This is a genomic window from Flavobacterium daejeonense DSM 17708 (genome assembly GCF_000425425.1).
In the GTDB taxonomy this organism is placed as follows: domain Bacteria; phylum Bacteroidota; class Bacteroidia; order Flavobacteriales; family Flavobacteriaceae; genus Flavobacterium; species Flavobacterium daejeonense.
The window spans coordinates 67,378-87,736 of the sequence record NZ_AUDK01000012.1; the positions used below are offsets into that span (position 1 = coordinate 67,378).

At 38.2% G+C, this 20,359-nt stretch carries 9 protein-coding genes; all 9 read left to right on the plus strand.

Annotated features, from left to right (window positions below):
- The first annotated feature begins 28 nt into the window (after window positions 1-28).
- A complete protein-coding gene (locus H599_RS19450) occupies window positions 29-2,815 on the plus strand; it encodes a glycoside hydrolase family 78 protein (protein ID WP_035141418.1) in 2,787 nt (928 codons plus the stop codon).
- 41 nt (window positions 2,816-2,856) lie between these two features.
- A complete protein-coding gene (locus tag H599_RS0109815; protein WP_026713978.1) occupies window positions 2,857-4,269 on the plus strand; it encodes a prolyl oligopeptidase family serine peptidase in 1,413 nt (470 codons plus the stop codon).
- Between the two features lie 139 nt (window positions 4,270-4,408).
- Window positions 4,409-6,871: a glycoside hydrolase family 95 protein gene (locus H599_RS0109820; protein WP_026713979.1), complete on the plus strand. Its 2,463-nt coding sequence runs from the start codon at window positions 4,409-4,411 to the stop codon at window positions 6,869-6,871.
- A gap of 112 nt (window positions 6,872-6,983) precedes the next feature.
- Window positions 6,984-8,549, plus strand: coding sequence for an MGH1-like glycoside hydrolase domain-containing protein (locus H599_RS0109825; protein WP_026713980.1), 1,566 nt, complete (start codon window positions 6,984-6,986; stop codon window positions 8,547-8,549).
- A gap of 109 nt (window positions 8,550-8,658) precedes the next feature.
- A complete protein-coding gene (locus tag H599_RS0109830; protein WP_026713981.1) occupies window positions 8,659-11,412 on the plus strand; it encodes a glycoside hydrolase family 78 protein in 2,754 nt (917 codons plus the stop codon).
- 34 nt (window positions 11,413-11,446) lie between these two features.
- Complete coding sequence (locus H599_RS0109835; RefSeq protein WP_026713982.1) at window positions 11,447-12,592, plus strand: sialidase family protein; 1,146 nt, start codon at window positions 11,447-11,449, stop codon at window positions 12,590-12,592.
- A gap of 84 nt (window positions 12,593-12,676) precedes the next feature.
- Window positions 12,677-13,570 carry a sugar phosphate isomerase/epimerase family protein gene (locus tag H599_RS0109840; protein WP_026713983.1) on the plus strand — a complete coding sequence of 298 codons (894 nt, stop codon included), beginning with the start codon at window positions 12,677-12,679 and terminating at the stop codon, window positions 13,568-13,570.
- 279 nt (window positions 13,571-13,849) lie between these two features.
- Window positions 13,850-16,582, plus strand: coding sequence for an alpha-d-galacturonidase (locus tag H599_RS0109845; RefSeq protein WP_026713984.1), 2,733 nt, complete (start codon window positions 13,850-13,852; stop codon window positions 16,580-16,582).
- Between the two features lie 269 nt (window positions 16,583-16,851).
- On the plus strand, window positions 16,852-20,343 hold the full coding sequence (locus H599_RS0109850) for a malectin domain-containing carbohydrate-binding protein (protein ID WP_026713985.1): 3,492 nt from the start codon (window positions 16,852-16,854) through the stop codon (window positions 20,341-20,343).
- Window positions 20,344-20,359: the final 16 nt, after the last annotated feature.

The following is a 20,359-nucleotide window of genomic DNA, read 5'->3' on the forward strand; positions in this document are numbered from 1 at the left end:
CTTAATGGTTTAATTAAAAATTTACAAAGTGAATATTTCAAAATCCATATTGTTGTTCTTTTGTCTATTAGTTGCAATGAGTACTAATGCTCAGGTTGCTGTGCAAAATTTGAGTTGCAATAGCGCTGTAAATCCTTTGGCTATTGATAAAAATCCAGGTTTTAGCTGGCAATTGATTTCCAAAAAAGCCAATGTCTTACAGACAGCGTATCAAATTTTAGTGGCTTCTTCCGAAGAAAAACTAAAACATAACAAGGCGGATATTTGGGATAGTGGAAAAGTCGTTTCTGCTACAAGTCAGGATCTTGCTTTTGAGGGAAAAAAATTAAAAGAAGAAACCAAATATTTCTGGAAAGTTCGAGTTTGGTCGAATGCTAAAAAGGCTTCCAAATGGAGTAAAATCAGTGCTTTCAGAACGCAACCTTCCGATTTGAATCCGATATGGATTGGTGCCATTACCAAGGCTGACAGTCATTTGCCGGAAGGCAGAAATTATCATACGGCAACCTTCAACAGACAGAAAAAAGACGCATTAATCAATGCTTCCGATTCGTTGTCACGCAGAAGTATTATGCTTCGTAAACCATTTTCGGTAAATAAAGAAATCAAAGAAGCAGTGGTTTACATTTCAGGATTGGGACATTATGAACTGACCATTAATAGCAAAAAAATCGGAAACAGTGAGTTTGCACCGTTGTGGACCGATTACGACAAAACCGTAAATTACAACGTCTACGAATTAAACACCGAAGAATTGCAAAAAGGAGAAAACGTAATTGGAGTTTTGCTGGGCAACGGAATGTACAACACACTGGCCGAAAGATATTCGAAATTTTATGTGAGTTTTGGTCCGCCGACTTTGTTTTTCAAAATGAAAATTACTTACAAAGATGGCTCTTCAGCAATTGTAAAATCCGATGCAAGCTGGAAATATAGTAAAAGTCCGATTACTTACAACAGTATTTTTGGAGGCGAAGATTACAATGCTAATTTGGAACAAAAAGGTTGGAATGCTAAAGGATTTAATGATACTAACTGGAAAAAAGTAGTGGTTCAGGAAGCGCCAAAAGGAATTTTGAGACCGCAGACTACAACACCAATTACAATCCAGAAAAGATATGAAGTTAAGGAAGTCAAAGAGTTAAAACCTAACTTTTACATTTTCAATATGGGACAAAATCTTTCGGGATTTACTACCATAAAAGTCAAAGGAAAAAAAGGACAAAGCATTCGTGTTTGGGTTGGCGAAAGCCTGAATGATGACGGAACAGTCAGTCAGGGAAAAACCGGAAAGCCTTACTATTACGACTATACGCTGAAAGGCGAAGGCATTGAAGAATGGCAACCAAAATTTAGTTATTACGGTTTTCAATACGTTCAGATTGAGAACATCAATTACAAAGAAACCAAGAATGAAAATTTGCCAACATTAGTTGATTTAAAGTCGAATTTTATTTACAATTCGGCTGGCGAAGTCGGAAGTTTTGAATGTTCCAATGATATTTTCAACAAAACACATTGGCTGATTAATAACGCCATAAAAAGTAATTTTCAAAGCGTTTTTACCGATTGTCCGCAACGCGAAAAATTGGGTTGGATTGAGGAAATTCAGCTAAACGGTCCTGGATTATTGTTCAATTATAATCTTGAAAGTTTCATTCCTGCAACAATGCAGAATATTGCCGATTCACAACGTGATAGCGGTTTAGTTCCATCAATTGTTCCTGAATATGTAGTTTTCGGTGGTGATTTTACGGATTCGCCAGAATGGGGTGTGACCGCTGTGATTTTGCCTTGGATGTATTATGATTATTACGGAGACGACTCATTGTTGAGAAAATATTATCCCGTAATGAAAAAATATGTAGATTATTTGACATCAAAATCAAAAGATGGAATTGTTTCTCATGGTTTGGGTGATTGGTACGATTACGGAGAACATGCAGCGGGATATTCTAAAAACAGCCCGATTGCACTTTCGGCAACTTCACATTATTATTTCGGAATTGATTTATTAGCCAAAGCGGCGAAACATTTAAACAAGCAAGAAGATGTTGTTTTTTACGAAAATTTGGCAAAAAGTGTAAAAAATGCATTTAATGGCAAGTTCTTTGATGCCAAGACGAAACAATACGGAACCGGAAGTCAGTTTAGCAATGCCGTTCCGTTGTTTTTAAACATGGTTGCTCCGGAAGACAGACAGGCGGTTTTGGATAATTTGGTTAACGATATCAAAACCAGAAATTATCGTTTAACAACCGGTGATGTGGGGAATCGTTATTTGTTTCAGGTTTTAGCTGATAATGGTTTGAATGAAGTCATGTACAAAATGCACAATCATTATGACGCGCCAGGTTATGGTTTCCAAATCAAATTTGGTTTAACCACTTTAACCGAGCAATGGGATCCGCGAAAAGGAAATTCCTGGAACCATTTTATGCTGGGGCAAATTGAAGAGTGGTTTTATAAAAGTCTGGCAGGAATTGTTCCGGATGAAAAACAACCGGGATTTAAACATTTCTTTTTGCAGCCGGAAATAGTGGGCGATATGACTTTTGCTAAAGGAACTTATCGTTCGGTTTATGGTGAAATCAAATCGGAATGGGAGAAAAAAGACGGGAAAATGTATTTCAGATGCAGTATTCCGGCTAATACCACCGCCACGATAAAATTGCCGGTTCCTAAGAATGCGGCGATTGAAGTAAACGGTAAAAAAATAAGTGAAGCAAAAGCAGTGCTGAACGTTTTAGAAAATAAACAGAAACTGTCATTTGTCTTAGGTTCAGGAAATTATGTTATAGAAGCTGCTTTGTAAATCAAAATAAAATGATAAATTTAAAGATGATAAGGGATTTCATGAAAAAGGGATTTTTGTTGCTAATGTTGCTGTTGTTGGCACCAAAAGCTGAAGCACAAACTTCGGATGATAATTACAGAATGCCAATTGCTGAAATCATTCAAAAAATAGCTTCGGTTTTTAATGTTACCATCAATGACAAAAACGAATTGCTTAAAGAAAAAGAATTGGATTACGCCGATTGGCGCATTCGTCAGGGCAATTTAGAGCTCTCATTAACAGCGCTTTTAGCGCCTTTTGATTTGACTTATTTCAAAGAAAATGATGCTACTTATGTGATTCGAAAGTTTGAATACGCCCGAAATTCGGATGCGGTTGGGGCTGAACGTTTGACTTATTTAGCGAATTTGTATCCCAATTTAAAAAACTGGGAAGCCAGAAAAGCCGATTTGAAATCCTGTATAATTAGTTCGATTGGTTTAGACAAAGCACCGGCGATGCCTAAGACAAAGCCAATTGTAACGCCAAAAAGAAAGTACGGAGATTATACGGTGGAAAATATTGGTTTGGAAATTATGCCGGGAGTTTATGCTACGGGTTCTATTTACAAACCTTATCCGTTAAAAGGAAAAGCGCCGGTGGTGATTACACCAAACGGACATTTTGGTGACGGAAGATATCGAAAAGACGAGCAATTGCGTTGTGCGATTTTGGCCAAAATGGGTGCGGTTGTGGTCAATTTTGATTTGTTTGCCTGGGGCGAATCGACTTTACAGTTTGAATCGACTTTACACAGACAGAGTATTGCCCAAACCATTCAGGTGTTGAGTGCCGAAAGATTATTAGATTATATGCTTACGCAAAAGTATATCGATAAAAACCGCGTGGGAGTTACCGGCGGTTCCGGTGGAGGTTCCATGACGATGTTCTTGGCTGCTATTGATGACCGAATTACGGTTTCGGTGCCGGTGGTGATGACTTCTTCTCATTTTTCGGGTGGTTGCCCTTGCGAAAGTGGTCGCGGCTTGCACCTTTGCGGAAACGGAACGAATAATGCCGAAATTGCAGCGATGGCAGCACCAAAACCACAATTAATTGTTTCTGATGGTGGCGACTGGACAGCGACTGTGCCGGAATTGGAATTTCCGTTTATCCAAAAAACCTATGGATTGTACGGTAAAAAAGAGTTGGTTGAAAATGCTCATTTTCCTAAAGAAGGTCATAATTATGGCGAATCCAAACGCATGGCGATGTATCCGTTTATGGCTAAATATTTAGGATTGGATTTGAAAAAAATACAAAATAAAAAAGGTGAAATTGACGAATCTACTTGTGTAATTGAACCTTATGAAAAAATGTATGTTTTTGGCGCAAAAGGAGAAAATTTACCTAAAAATGCTTTGAAGGACATCAATAAATTATATGAATTGTTCGGAGAAAAAAATCTAAAAGTTTCCGAAGTTAAAAAATGAAATTGAAACACAAATTTCACAGATTAACACAAATTTATTATTGCTTAAATAGGTGAAATTTTAAAGTCTTACATGTCTGTGTTAATTTGTGCAATTTGTGTCAAAAAAATAATTAGGGTTTCGCCCAAAAAAATAAAATATGAAGTTAAAGAATAGAATTATTGCAATCTGTTTTGGATTTTTTTCATTTGCTGTAATGGCGCAAACCAAATCTGATTTAAAATTATGGTACGATAAACCCGCTGCCATCTGGAACGAAGCCTTGCCTTTGGGTAATGGTCGATTGGGCGCCATGGTTTTTGGTAATCCATCCATCGAAAGATTGCAATTAAACGAAGAAACTATTTGGGCCGGTTCGCCAAATTCCAATGCACATACCAAATCTTTAGCGGCTTTGCCAACGGTTAGGAAATTAATTTTCGAAAGAAAATACGATGAAGCACAGGCTTTAGCTGATTCGGATATTATGTCGCAAACCAATAACGGAATGCCGTATCAAACTTTTGGAAGTTTGTATATTTCGTTTTCAGGTCATGATAAGTTTACCAATTATTACCGTGATTTGAATATTGAAAATGCTACGGCTACGGTTAAATATACCGTGAATGGTGTAGAATACAAAAGAGAAATTTTGACTGCTTTTGCCGATCAGGTGGTGGCGGTTCGACTGACAGCCAGCAAACCGGGAATGATTAGCTGTAATCTGATGATGAACAGTCCTTTTGATAAAACGGATCCGTATTCTGACGGAAACCAAAGTGTACTTTCAGGAGTGGGAAGCACGGTGGAAGGACAAAAAGGGAAAATTAAATTTCAGGGACGCACTGCTGTTAAAAATATCGGGGGGACCGTAACTTCTAAAAACGGGATCATCAGCATCGATGGCGCTGACGAAGCGACAATTTATGTTTCTATTGCAACTAATTTTGTGGATTACAAAACTTTAGATGAAAATCAGGAGCAAAAATGTAAACGTTTTCTCGAAGCGGCTCTGACTAAAAATTTTGAGGATATTAAAAAAGCGCATGTGGCTTATTATCAAAAATTCTTCAACAGAGCGAGTTTGGATTTAGGTTCAAATTCGGCTATGAATGCCCCAGCTGATGAGCGTATCAAAAATTTTGCAAAACAATATGACCCGCAACTGGTTTCCCTTTATTTTCAATTTGGACGTTACTTATTGATTTCCTGTTCGCAACCCGGAGGGCAACCAGCCAATTTACAGGGGATTTGGAACGATATGTTAGCACCGCCATGGGAAAGTAAATACACCATGAACATCAATGCCGAGATGAATTACTGGCCGGCTGAACTGACTAATCTTTCGGAAATGCACGAGCCTTTTATCCAAATGGCAAAAGAATTGGCTGTTACCGGTGCCGAAACGGCTAAAACCATGTACAATTGTGGAGGCTGGGTGTTGCATCATAATACGGATATCTGGCGCATTACCGGTCCTATTGACCATGCTACTTCGGGGATGTGGATGACTGGTGGTGCCTGGGTTTGTCAGGATTTATGGGAGCGTTATTTATATACCGGAGATAAAAAATATCTGGCTGAAATTTTTCCAATTATGAAAGGAGCAGCACAGTTCTTTTTAGACTTTATGGTCATCGATCCAAATACCAATTATTTGGTGGTAGTTCCGGCGAGTTCTCCGGAAAATGCACACGCTGGAGGTTCGGGAAAAGCCACGATTGCGTCGGGAACTACGATGGACAATCAGCTGTTATTTGATTTGTTTACCAATGTGATTAAGGCTACTGATATACTTTCAGATGATACGGCTTTTGCCAAAAAAGTAAAAGAAGCCTTGGCGAAAATGCCTCCGATGAAAATTGGACAATACAATCAATTGCAGGAATGGCAGGACGATTGGGATAACCCAAAAGACAATCACCGCCATGTGTCACATTTGTACGGTTTGTTTCCAAGTAACCAAATTTCGGCTTTCAGGACGCCGGAATTATTCGAAGCAGCTAAGCAATCTTTGATTTACAGAACCGATGAATCTACCGGATGGTCGATGGGTTGGAAAGTGAATTTATGGGCACGACTTTTAGACGGAAATCATGCGTACAAATTAATTCAGGATCAGTTGCATTTAGTAACTCCGGAACAAAGAAAAGGCGGCGGAACGTATCCGAATATGTTAGACGCGCATCAGCCTTTCCAAATTGACGGAAACTTTGGCTGTACGGCCGGAATTATTGAAATGCTGATTCAAAGTCAGGAAGGTGCTATTCAGTTGTTGCCTGCTTTGCCATCGCTTTGGAAAAACGGTTCGGTAAAAGGAATTGTAACCCGTGGAGGTTATGTAGTGGATTTAGAATGGAAAAACAATAAAGTTTCTAAGTTGCAAATTCATGCCAAATTAGACGGAAATTGCCGATTGAGATTGGAAAATTCGTTAAAAGCAAACGGGTTTGCAATGAAAAAAGCCAAAGGTCAAAATCCGAATCCTTTGTTTCAGAATGCGAATGTGAAGAAACCAATTGTATCTGAAAAAGCCAAATTACCTAAATTGCATTTGCCTAAATACAATGAATACGATATTGCCATGAAAGCGGGTCGAACTTATACATTTTACGGGAATTAATAGTCATTGCTTCGTTCCGATAGCTATCGGAACGAAGCAATCTCATAACGGATATCACAATTATCATTTCTAGTAAAGAGAATTGACAAACTGAATTAAAAAACAAATTGAAATGTTTACAAATTTTAAATACAAAATAATCGCTTTTACAATTCTGATAGCTGCTTTCAGTAGTTGTAAATCAGTGGGAACAAACGGGAAAACACCTAAAGGATTTGTTTTACAAAAAGAAAACTTCAAACATTATGTTGATTATTTCAACACCATGGAAGATGAAAACCTGAAATTTGCCATTCCGAATGACAGTGCGTGGAGTTGGATGGAAAAGAACATTCCATTGTTTGAATGTCCGCAGCAAAATTTTGAGGAAATCTATTATTTCCGTTGGTGGACAGCCCGCAAACACATCAAAAATACGCCTCAGGGTTATGCTATTACCGAATTTTTGGTGGATCGTTCCTATGCCGATAAATACAATATGATTGCCTGTGCTTTAGGACATCATATTAACGAATTTAGATGGGTTCACGACCCAAAATACATTGAGCAGGATGTGCATTTATGGTACAGAGGTAATGAGGGCAAACCAATGAACAAGCTATATAAATTCAGTAGTTGGACCGCCAATGCTTTGTACAATATGTATTTGGTAAATAACGATAAGAATTTCTTGTTAGACATGATGCCGGATATGGTGACGGATTATGCGGTTTGGGAAAAAGACCGTCAGCGCAAAGATGGTTTGTTCTGGCAGCATGATGTAAAGGACGGTATGGAAGAGTCGTTGAGTGGTGGTCGTCGTGTGCAAAATGCACGTCCAACAATCAACAGCTACATGTATGGAAATGCTATGGCAATTGCTAAAATGGCTGCGATGAAAGGGGATAAGGCTTTGGAAGAAAAGTTCGAAGCAAAAGCCGGGCATTTGAAAGATTTAATTGAAGCCAAATTATGGAATCCAAAATCGGATTTCTTTGAGACTTTTACGGAGAAAGATACTTTGGCTCAGGTAAGAGAAGCCGTAGGATTTATTCCTTGGTATTTTAATTTGCCGGAAAAAGAAAAAGGTTTTGAAAAAGCCTGGGGACAAATTAAGGATGAAAAAGGGTTTTCGGCACCGTTTGGATTGACAACTGCCGAGCGTAGAAGTCCGCGATTCAGATCTCATGGAACCGGAACCTGTGAATGGGATGGGGCCATCTGGCCTTTTGCTACTTCGCAAACGCTGACTGCGATGGCTAATTTGTTGAATGATTACAATCAGGATGTTGTAGGCAAACAGGATTATTTCAAACAAATGAATTTGTATGTGGAATCGCAATATTATCGTGGGCGTCCTTATATTGGAGAGTATCTGGACGAAACTACGGGTTATTGGTTAATGGGCGACAGAGAGCGAAGCCGTTATTACAATCATTCAACTTTCAATGATTTGATGATTACAGGACTGGTAGGTTTACGCCCAAGAGCTGATGAGAAAATAGAAGTGAATCCGTTGATTCCTCAGGAAAAATGGGATTGGTTTTGTTTAGACAATGTATTGTATCATGGCAATATCATTACGATTCTTTGGGACAAAACAGGAGAAAAATACCACAAAGGTAAAGGTTTCAGAGTTTTTAAAAACGGAAAGGAAATTGCCGTTTCAGATAAATTGGAAAAGTTGATTTCAGAATAAAAAATAATTGCACACAGACTGAAACAGATAAAAACAGTTTTTTATATCAATTTTATTCAAATAAAATCTGCCTAAATCTGCGAAAACTGCGAGAAATAAAATAAAACTTATGAAAAAAATAATTCTACATGCATTTATTCTAATTGCATCATTCTGTTTTTCTTTGGCGCAAGCCCAAAATAAAATCAGCGTGATCAATCTGCAATGCGAAATGCTGAACAATCCGGAAGGAATTGATGTTATTCAGCCCCGTTTGAGCTGGCAGATAAAGTCGGATATGAATGATGTAAAACAAACGGCCTATCAAATTATGGTCGCTTCCACTTTAGAAAATCTGAATGCCAACAAAGCCGATTTGTGGGATAGTGGAAAAGTAAGTAGTAAAGAATCAGTAAATATTGTTTACAAAGGAAAAAAGCTGGGCGACCGACAAAATGCGTTTTGGAAAGTAACTGTTTTTACGAATAAAGGTGAAATAAAATCTACAGAAAAAGCTCATTTCAGCATTGGAATTTTAAATTATGCTGATTGGAAATCGACACGCTGGATTGGTTATGAAAAATTATCGAAAGACGATAGCATTTCCCAATATTCGAGATTGTCAGCCCGTTATTTGCGAAAAGGAATCGATTTGAAAAAACCAATTAAAAAAGCCAAAGTATATATCATGGGCTTGGGCTTATATGAATTGTATATCAACGGCGATAAGATTGGCAATCAGGTTTTGGCTCCGGTTCCTACGGATTATACCAAAAACGTAAAATACAATGTTTTTGATGTGACTGCGCAATTGAAAGAAGGCAAAAATATGTTGGGAACTATTTTAGGAAACGGACGTTATTTTGCGATGCGTCAGGATTACAAACCCTATAAAATAAAATCTTTTGGTTTTCCAAAAATGGCTTTGCAGTTGTTTGTAGAATACACTGATGGAAGTAATGAGGTAATTAGAACCGATGACACCTGGAAATTAACTACCGACGGACCAATTTTGGCTAACAACGAATACGATGGTGAAGAATATGATGCCCGTAAAGAAATGAAAGGGTGGAACACAACTAATTTTGATGATTCTGCTTGGATAAATGCGCGATATGTGCAGGAACCGGGTGGTTTTTTTGAAGCGCAGATGACGCCAAATATGAAAATAATGGGCGAAGTAAAACCAATTTCTATCAAAGCGACTCAAAGAGCAACTTACATCTTAGACATGGGTCAGAATATGGTGGGCTGGCTGCAATTGAAAGTAAAAGGAAAATCTGGCGACCAAATCACAATGAAATTCGCCGAATCCTTACAGGACGATGGTTCGTTATATATTGCCAATTTGCGTGATGCGAAAACTACCGATGTTTATACGCTAAAAGGCGGAGGAGAAGAAATCTGGGAACCACGATTTGTATTCCATGGATTTCGTTTTGTAGAAATTTCAGGGTTTCCGGGCAAAGCAACATTGGATAATTTTGTTGGGAAAGTGGTTTATGATGATATAAAAACTACCGGAACTTTTGAATCTTCAAATGCCACTATGAACCAGATTTTTAAAAATGCCTGGTGGGGCATCAGCGGAAATTACAAAGGAATGCCTGTCGATTGTCCGCAACGTAACGAACGCCAGCCTTGGTTGGGAGACAGAACAACAGGAGCTTATGGCGAAAGTTTTTTATTCGATAATCAAACACTGTATGCCAAATGGCTGGATGATATTAAATATTCGCAAACTCAGGACGGAGGATTACCGGATGTAGCACCTGCATTCTGGCGCTATTATGGAGATAATGTAACCTGGCCTGGAACTTATATCACGGTTGCGGATATGTTGTACCAGCAATTTGCAGATGCTGAAATAATTATAAAACATTATCATTCAATGAAAAAGTGGATGATGTACATGGAAGAAAATTATCTGAAGAACGATTTAATGAACAAAGATAAATATGGAGATTGGTGTGTACCACCGGAATCGTTAGAGTTGATTCGTTCTAAAGATCCTGCCCGTTTAACGGATGGAGAAGTTTTATCCAGTGCGTTTTATTATCAGTTGCTGAGCATCATGAAAAAGTTTGCCAAAATGGCAAATGCAGATGCTGATATTGCCCATTATAATGATTTGGCAACAAGAATTAAAAAAGCATTTAATGCCAAATATTTAAATATTTCGACAAACAGTTATGCTAATAATACTGTAACAGCTAATGTCTTGCCTTTGGCTTTTGGGATGGTTCCTGAAAACCTTAAAGAGAAAGTATTCCAAAATATGGTTCACGAAGTAGAGGTGACTAAAAACGGTCATATCAGCACGGGAGTCATTGGAACACAATTTCTGATGCGAACCCTGACTGATTTTGGAAGAGGCGATTTGGCTTATAAATTAGCTTCTAATACTACTTATCCAAGTTGGGGTTATATGGTCGAAAATGGTGCGACAACCATTTGGGAATTATGGAACGGAAATACCGCCGACCCAACTATGAATTCACAAAATCATGTGATGCTTTTGGGTGATTTAATGATTTGGTATTACGAAAATATGGCAGGAATAAAAAGTAATCCTGAAAATCCGGGCTTCAAGGAAATTATCATGAAGCCCGATTTCAATGCCGGACTCACTTTTGTAAATGCTTCTTATGAATCCATTCACGGACTCATCAAAAGTAACTGGAAAAAGAATAAAAAAGGATTGGACTGGAATATCAGTATTCCGGCTAATACAACAGCTTTGGTTTATTTGCCAACAACTGATATTAAAAAAATTACAGTAAATGAATCAAAACTGGAAAAAACAGGAATTGCTTTCAAAACAGAAAATAATCACCAGATTTTGAGATTGAATTCCGGAGATTATACCATTAAAATAGATTAGAGAACAAATTGATAATTATATAATTTTAAAAAAAATGAGAGGATTAAAAACAGCATTATTGCTTATTGGATTAATAACATTAGGAAGTTGCAGTTCTGCTTTGAAAAATAAAACATGGAAAGAAGGGATTTTGGTGGATGAATTTATTTATGATAAAGCCCCTTATCCTTCCTGTCATGCCGTAACAATTGTTGAGGCTACCAATGGCGACTTAGTGGCTTCCTGGTTTGGTGGAACTCACGAAAGACATCCGGATGTGTGTATTTATGTAGCTCGTAAACCTAAAGGAACTGATAAATGGACGGAAGGAATTCAGGTTGCTGATGGAGTCATGAAAGAAGGTCCAAGATTACCTACATGGAATCCGGTTTTATATCAAATTCCGGGTGGCGATTTGATGTTGTTTTATAAAATTGGACCAAAACCATCCGAGTGGTGGGGCATGTTAAGAAGATCTAAAGATGGTGGAAAAACCTGGTCGGAAGCTGAAAAATTGCCAGAAGGATTTCTAGGGCCAATCAAGAACAAACCGGTATTGTTGAGTAACGGAACTTTGTTACTACCGTCAAGTATTGAAGGTGATGGTTGGAGATTACGCATGGAATCGACTCCGGATTTTGGAAAAACATGGGTGATGGGCGATACTTTGTCCAGAGGAAAACAAAAAATCAATGCGATACAGCCAAGTATTTTATTTCATAAAGACGGAAGCATTCAGGCAATTGGAAGAACCAGAAACAGAGCTTTGTTCAGCACTTTTTCTAAAGATAATGGAAAAACCTGGTCGGATTTAGAATTGTTAGACATGCCAAATAACAATTCCGGAACCGATGCGGTGACTTTGCAAGATGGTAGACATTTATTGGTGTACAACCACGTTTTACCTCCTGGAACAGAAGCCAAAGGACCAAGAACACCTTTGAATGTTTCGATTTCAAAAGACGGAATTCACTGGAATGCGGCTTTGGTTTTGGAAGATTCAAAAATCAGCCAGTATTCTTATCCATCCGTAATCCAGAGTAAAGATGGTATGGTACATATCGTTTATACCTGGAGAAGAGAACGATTGAAATATGTAAAAATAGACCCTTCAAAATTAGTCACTTTACCAATCAAAAAAGGAATTTGGCCAGGTGAAAAAGGAAAAGTAGTTACTGCAGTTAAGGCTGAAGAAGAATAAGAATTTAAAATGAACCATTAAGAAATTAAGAAAGTTAAGTCATGTGCTTAACTTTCTTAATTTCTTAATGGAAAAACAAAAAATATGAACGTATTGAATTTTAAAAAGAACTTCATTGTTGTGATGTTGTTGCTAATAGCAGGAACTTGCAATAATTTGGTTTTTGGACAAGCCAAAAACAAGCAAAAGTATAAAGTTGCTGTTTGCGATTGGATGATTCTGAAAAGACAAAAATTAGGTTCGTTCGAATTGGCCAGTCAGATAAAAGCTGATGGTATCGAATTAGACATGGGCGGTTTAGGTAATCGTGAAACTTTTGACAGTAAATTGGCGGATCCGGTTGAGGTTAAAAAGTTTAAAGATAAGTCTAAGGAATTTAATGTGGGGATTTCATCCATCGCTATGTCCGGATTTTACGGACAGTCTTTTGCTAAAAGAGAAACCGTAAAGCGTATGGTTCAGGATTGTATTGATGCCATGAAAACCATGAACGTAAAAGTGGCTTATTTGCCTTTGGGCAATCAATGTGACTTGAAGAAATTTCCGGAATTGCGTCCGGTTATAATTGAAAGGTTGCGTTGGGCAGGAAAACAAGTTGCCAAAGTAGGTGGTGTAATTGCTGTAGAAACAACTTTGGATGCCACAGCCGAAAAAGCTTTTTTAAAGGAAATTGGATGCAAACGCATTAAGAGCTCGTTTAATTTTTCTAATGCTATAGAAAACGGAAAAGATATTGCGTCAGAATTAGAAATTTTAGGGAAAAAGAATATTGCTCAAATCCACGCTTCCAATACCGATGGGTTTTGGTTAGAAAATGACAAAGCCATCAATATGCCAAAAATCAAAAGCACTTTGGATAAAATGAACTGGAAAGGCTGGCTGATTATTGAGCGTTCCCGCGACACAACAGATGTGTACAATGTAAAGAGGAATTATGGTGCAAATGTGGCCTATTTGAAGAAAATTTTTCAGGAATAGAAGAAATGTTTCTCATTTTTGTCATCCCGAGAAACGAGGGATCTCCGCATAGTAAATTAAGTATTGTGGATTAAGCGAACGGAGATTTCTCCTTCGTCGAAATGACAAACTAGACGGAATGAGGATTCAAAATAAAATTATAACTGAATGAAATATTTAGCCACAGATTAGAAAGATTTAATGGATTAAAATCTGTGTGAATCCTTTGAATCTGTGGCAAAAACAACCGATTCAATTTGTGTTAATTTGCACAATGTGTGGTCAAATAAAAGAAAAATAATGAAATATTTAAGTTTACTTTTTTTAAGTTTTTGTGTGTCTTTTGCGGCAGCGCAAAATCTTACGATTGTTCGTGATGCAAATGCACCAAGAGCACAATTTGGTGCCGAAAAATTATCAGAAATAGCAACTGCGAAAGGATTCAAAGTAGTTTTTGTTGACAAAGCGCCTAAAAAATCAAAAGACAAAGTAATCGTATTAGGCGAAAAAGGAACCGATTTTTGGAAACAAAACACAAAGAATGCTAAGCTCGACGATAGTAAATTGACGAAGAAAGAAGGTTTCCAAATCAGGACTCAAAAAAATATCATTTTTATCGAGGGATTTGATGCTTCGGGAGCTTTGTATGGCGCTTTGGAATTGGCAGATAAAATTAAAGAAACAGGACAAATACCGGCTGAAATTAATGTAAAAGACAGTCCCGAAATGGTTTTGCGAGGAACTTGTATTGGCATGCAAAAAACCACCTATCTCGAAGGACGCGGCGTTTATGAATATCCTTATACACCAAAAAGTTTTCCTTGGTTTTATGACAAGGCCCTTTGGGTCAAATACCTGGATATGATGGTTGAAAACCGTATGAATTCCTTGTATTTATGGAATGGTCATCCCTTTGCTTCCTTGGTAAAATTGAAAGATTATCCTTTTGCCGTTGAGGTTAGCGATGAGGACTTCAAGAAAAACGAAGCAATTTTTAAATTCCTGACTGAAGAAGCCAACAAAAGAGGAATTTGGGTGATTCAAATGTTTTACAACATTATTCTTTCGAAACCTTTTGCAGATCATTACAACCTAAAAACGCAGGAAAGAGAACGTGTTATTACTCCTGTTATCGCTGATTATACTCGAAAATCAATTACCGCTTTTATTGAAAAATATCCAAATGTAGGATTGCTGGTTTGTTTGGGAGAAGCCATGAACACAGTTGAAGATGATGTAAATTGGTTTACGCAAACCATCATTCCGGCAGTTCAGGATGGAATGAAAGCCTTGGGAAAAACTCAGGAACCACCAATTATTTTGCGTTCACACGATACCGATGCACCAGCAGTTATGGCCAAAGCTTTGCCTTTGTATAAAAATTTATATACCATGAGCAAATATACCGGTGAATCTTTGACGACTTACACGCCGGGTGGACCTTGGGGCGAAACGCACAAACAATTGAGTTCGTTGGGTTCAATTCATATTGAAAATGTGCATATTTTGGCTAATTTGGAGCCATTTAGATATGGTTCACCTGATTTTATTCAGAAAACTGTAAAGGCTATGCACAGTGCGCACGGTGCCAATGCCCTGCATTTGTACCCGCAGGCTTCGTATTGGGACTGGCCTTACTCAGCTGACAAAACCAAAACCGGAGAAAGATTATTGGAAATGGATCGCGACTGGATTTGGTACAAAGCCTGGGCACGTTATGCCTGGGACAGCCAGAGAGACCGCAATCAGGAAATTAATTATTGGGATAAGCAGTTTGTAGCAAGGTTTGGAGTGGATGCCGAAGCTGGAAAAAATATTTTGGAAGCTTATGAGCAAATTGGAGAAATTGCGCCAAAAACCCTTCGAAAATTCGGAATTACCGAAGGAAACCGTCAAACCTTATTGTTAGGTATGTTTGAAAGCCAATTAGTGAATCCGGCTAAATGGCGTGTCTATCCGGGATTTCATGAGTCTTGCGGGCCTCCGGGAGAATTGCTTCAGGAATATGCCAAAAAAGAATGGAATCACGAAGCACATTCAGGAGAAATTCCTCCGCAGTTGATTAGCGAAATTGTGCAACATGGTAAAATTGCCGTAGCATCCATCGAAAAAGCAGCGCCAATGGTGACTAAAGACAAAGAAGAATTCAATCGTCTGAAAAATGATGTCTATTGTTATGATGCTTTTGCCAATTGTTTTTCCGAAAAAGTAAAAGCAGCCATGTTGGTTTTACGTTACAGTTATTCCAATGATATTGCAGATTTAGACAAGGCCGTTCCGCATTTGGATAAAGCCTTAATTTATTATGAGGAATTAGTCAAATTAACCAAAGATACTTATTGGTATGCCAATAGTATGCAAACAGCCCAACGCCGAATTCCAATAGGTGGCGATGACGGTAACAACAAAACCTGGGCGGAATTGTTGCCACATTATGAAAGGGAATTAGCCAACTTTAAACGTAATATTAGCTTGTTAAAAGAGGCAAAAAACGGCAAAATGAAAACCAAAGACGTTGCAACTTGGAAAACAGCTCAGGTAACAATGTTGAGCCCGAAAGCAGCAAGCTATGCGGTGAAAGAAGGGACAAAAGTGTATGGAACCGACATTTCTGAGTTGGTTAAAGTAGCTCCGGAATTAAAGAATTTAAAAGGAATTTCATTGATGGAAGAACAGCAAAATACCGAAGGGACTACTTTGAAATTCAAGAATGACAAGGATGTGAAATTGGTAGTTGGCTATTTTAATTCCGATCAAAAACGCTTTTTGTTTCCGCCAAGTTTGGAAACCAATGCGGCTGGAAATGAAAGGGGAGAAGCCGAAGTAATTTTGGCGAATGCCATTAATTTGAAAGATTTGCCAAGAATTAACATTCATACCTACCGATTCAAAGCAGGAGAAAACCAACTGACTTTAGGAAAAGGAAGGGTGCTGATTTTAGGTTTTATTGATGCCAACCAAAAAATTGAACCACGCGATGTGGGTTATATTGGAAAAGACGAAAAAGAAGCAGTAGATTGGTTGTTTTATTAAGATAATTTGGGCGTGCCCACGTCTCTCCGAAAAAGTCGGGATGAGGTCGGGCTATATGTTCCCGCTTCCCGATGAAAAATCGGGAGAGATCCACTTCCATCTCTCACGCGAGCGAATGGTTAAATAAAACGTTCCTGCAAGGTCTTTTTTGACCTTGTAGGTATCATTGCAAAATAGTTAAACCTACAAGGATTTTAAAAACCTTGCAGGAATACATCAATATTAGCCAACTAAAAATGAACTTATATGACTTATATGGTTTAAAAAAAATGAAGAAATTACTATACATACTATTTTTAATCACCACTTTTTCCTGGGCGCAAACGCGTGAAGAAATTTCACTGAATGCCAATTGGAAAACCACAATGGTAGAAACCAATTCCAAACAGGATTTCGCAAATGATGTGAATGCCGATGCCAATTGGGAAACAGTTGATGTTCCTCATAATTGGGATCAATACGAAGGCTTTCGCCAAATGAAACACGGCAATTTGCACGGAACGGCTTGGTATTCGAGAAATCTGAAGATAGGCAAACAACAAAAAGGCAAACGCTATTTTCTGTTTTTTGAAGGCGTAAATAGTTATGCTACGGTGTGGTTAAACGGTAAAGGAGTAGGACAACACAAAGGCGGACGCACGACTTTTACTTTGGATATTACAGATGCTTTGCGTTTTAATGCCGAAAATAAATTGCTCGTAAAAGCAGCTCATCCGGCATTTATTTCGGATTTGCCCTGGGTTTGTGGTGGTTGCTCCGGCGAATGGGGATTCTCAGAAGGTTCGCAACCAATGGGGATTTTCCGTCCGGTGACTTTGGTTGTTACCAATGATGTTCGCGTGACTCCTTTTGGTATTCATATTTGGAATGACAAAGCTACTTCAAAGGAAAAAGCAGTTTTACATACCACAACAGAAGTTCAAAATTACAGCGGATTGGATAGAACAATTACAGTTGTCAATTCACTTTTGGATAAAAACGGAAAGGAAGTAGCTTCGGCGAAGAATTCAATTTTACTTTCGGCAGCAACTAAGGAGATTCAGCAGACCTTACCTAAAATTCAAAATCCAATTTTATGGTCGCCTGAAAATCCGTATTTGTATTCACTTTCAACGACTATTCTAGAAAAAAATAAGGTTTTAGATAAAATCACTACGCCTTATGGAATCCGTTGGGTTTCCTGGCCGGTGGACCGAGCGGGTGATGACAAACGATTTTTTATCAACGACCAGCCGGTTTTTATCAACGGAACTTGCGAGTACGAACATCAATTGGGTCAAAGCCATGCTTTTTCGGATACCCAAATCAAAGCCAGAATTGAACAAATTAAGGCAGCTGGATTCAATTCGTTCCGAGAAGCGCATCAGCCACATAATTTAAAATATCAGGAATTGCTGGATGAAAGTGGAATTTTGTTCTGGAGTCAGTTTTCGGCGCATATTTGGTATGATACGCCTGAATTTAAGGAAAATTTCAAAACACTTTTGCGCGAATGGATTAAAGAACGTCGTAACAATCCATCGGTAGTTTTGTGGGGATTGCAAAACGAAAGCACGATTCCTAAGGAATTTGCTCAAGAGTGTACTCAAATTATTCGCGAAATGGATCCTACAGCTTCATCTCAACGCAAAGTAACTACTTGCAATGGCGGAGAAGGAACCGACTGGAATGTAGTGCAAAACTGGTCTGGAACCTACGGTGGCGATCCGTTTAATTATAATGTCGAAATGACCACCCAATTGTTAAATGGTGAATACGGAGCTTGGCGTAGTATCGATTTGCATACCGAAGGTGAATTTGACCAAAAAGGAATTTTGAGCGAAAACCGTTTTTCGCAATTAATGGAAATTAAAATCCGTGAAGCCGAATCGGTAAAAGATAAGATTGCGGGTCAATACAATTGGTTGTTTGCTTCGCATGAAAATCCAGGAAGAGAACAAAATGGTGAAGGTTTTAGAACCATAGATCAGGTTGGGCCGGTGAATTACAAAGGATTGTTCAGTATTTGGGGCGAACCGCTGGATGCTTATTATATGTACAGAGCGAATTATGCTTCTAACAAAACGAATCCTATGGTCTATATTGTTTCGCATACCTGGCCAAATCGTTGGGAAACTACGGGAGTCAAAAACGGAATCGATGTCTATTCCAATTGTGATGAGGTCGAATTATTCAATGATGTGAACAATCATTCGTTGGGAAAACTGAAAAATCCGGGAAGAGGACAGCATTTTCAGTGGAATAATGTGAACATTGCTTACAATGTGTTGTATGCGGTGGGTTATGTAGATGGCAAGAAAGTGGCTCAGGATTATATTGTGCTGAACAATTTACCAGAAGCACCACATTTGAATTCGTTGAGTTCGAAAGAAGAGGTGGTTTCGTCAAAAGCTAATTACAATTACATCTATCGAGTGAATTGTGGTGGTCCTGATTTCAAAGATACCGCTGGAAATTTATGGTTAGCCGATGTACACAAAACAGCAGCGAACACTTGGGGTTCTGTTTCCTGGACAGATGATTTTAAAAATTTGCCTGCTTATTTTGCGAGTCAGCGTTCATCTTATGATTTGGTTGATGGCACTCAAAACGATGCCTTATTTCAGGATTACCGTTACGGAATGGATCAATTAAAATACGTATTTCCTGTGTCAGATGGTGAATATTTGGTCGATTTGTATTTCTCCGAGCCTTGGTATGGGACTGGCGGTGGATTGAATTGCAAAAACTGGCGCGTTTTTGATGTGGCAATTAATGATAACATTGTTCTGAAAGATTTTGATATTTGGAACGAAGTTGGTTTTTCTAAAGCGGTGAAAAAAACGTTTACTGTAAAAAGTAAAGACGGTAAGCTAGTAATTGATTTTCCAAAAGTAACTTCAGGAGAAGGAATTGTTTCGGCAATTGCCATTGCTTCCAAATACAAATCGGTGAAAGCGGCAGCACCTTCGCCAAAAAATATTTTGGATGTGAGTAGTACTACATCTTTCGAAATTGGTTCCTGGTTGAATCTGAATCAGAAGCAGTATCAGGATGCAGAAACGGTATTTACTCAATTGCCGCCAAGCTTGTATGCTGCCGATTATCTTCGGTTTTCGAATAAAAACAATGTTTCCGGTTCTTTTGTTTCGAAAGAAGACGCAACGGTTTCGGTTTTTGTAGATTCGAATATAAAAACAAATTTGCCTTGGCTTGCCGATTATAAAAAATCGGAAGAAACCGCAAAAAATAGCAAAGGAGTTGTTTTTTCTATTTTCGAAAAAGAAGTCAAAAAAGGAGAAAAAGTCACTTTCAAAAAGAATGCTGATTCAGCAGCGATGTATTCTATTGTAGTTGTGCCAAGTTCCGATTTAGGAAAAGTGAAAGACGATAGACCATCATTAAAACTGGAAGCGGAAGCTGCTAAAATTAGTGGAGACGGAATTGTAAAAGGGAATTTCAAATCCAGCGATTATGTTGAATTTATGAAAAACACGGCAAATAGCATCGAATTTGAAGTAAATCCTGGCGTTGCCAATGTGTATTTGATGCGTTTTAGGTATATGAATTTGACTCCCGAACCGATAAAAGTAAAACTGATTATCGAAGATGCTTACGGAATTTTGTTGCGAAATGATTGGATTGAATTCCCTGCACCAACCGAAAAATGGAAAATCTTAAACACCACTTCGGGCAGTTATATCAATGCCGGAAAATATAAAATCAGACTTGAATCTGAAAATATGAAAGGATTGCGTTTGGAATCTTTTGAGTTTCAATAATATTCATTGCGAGGAA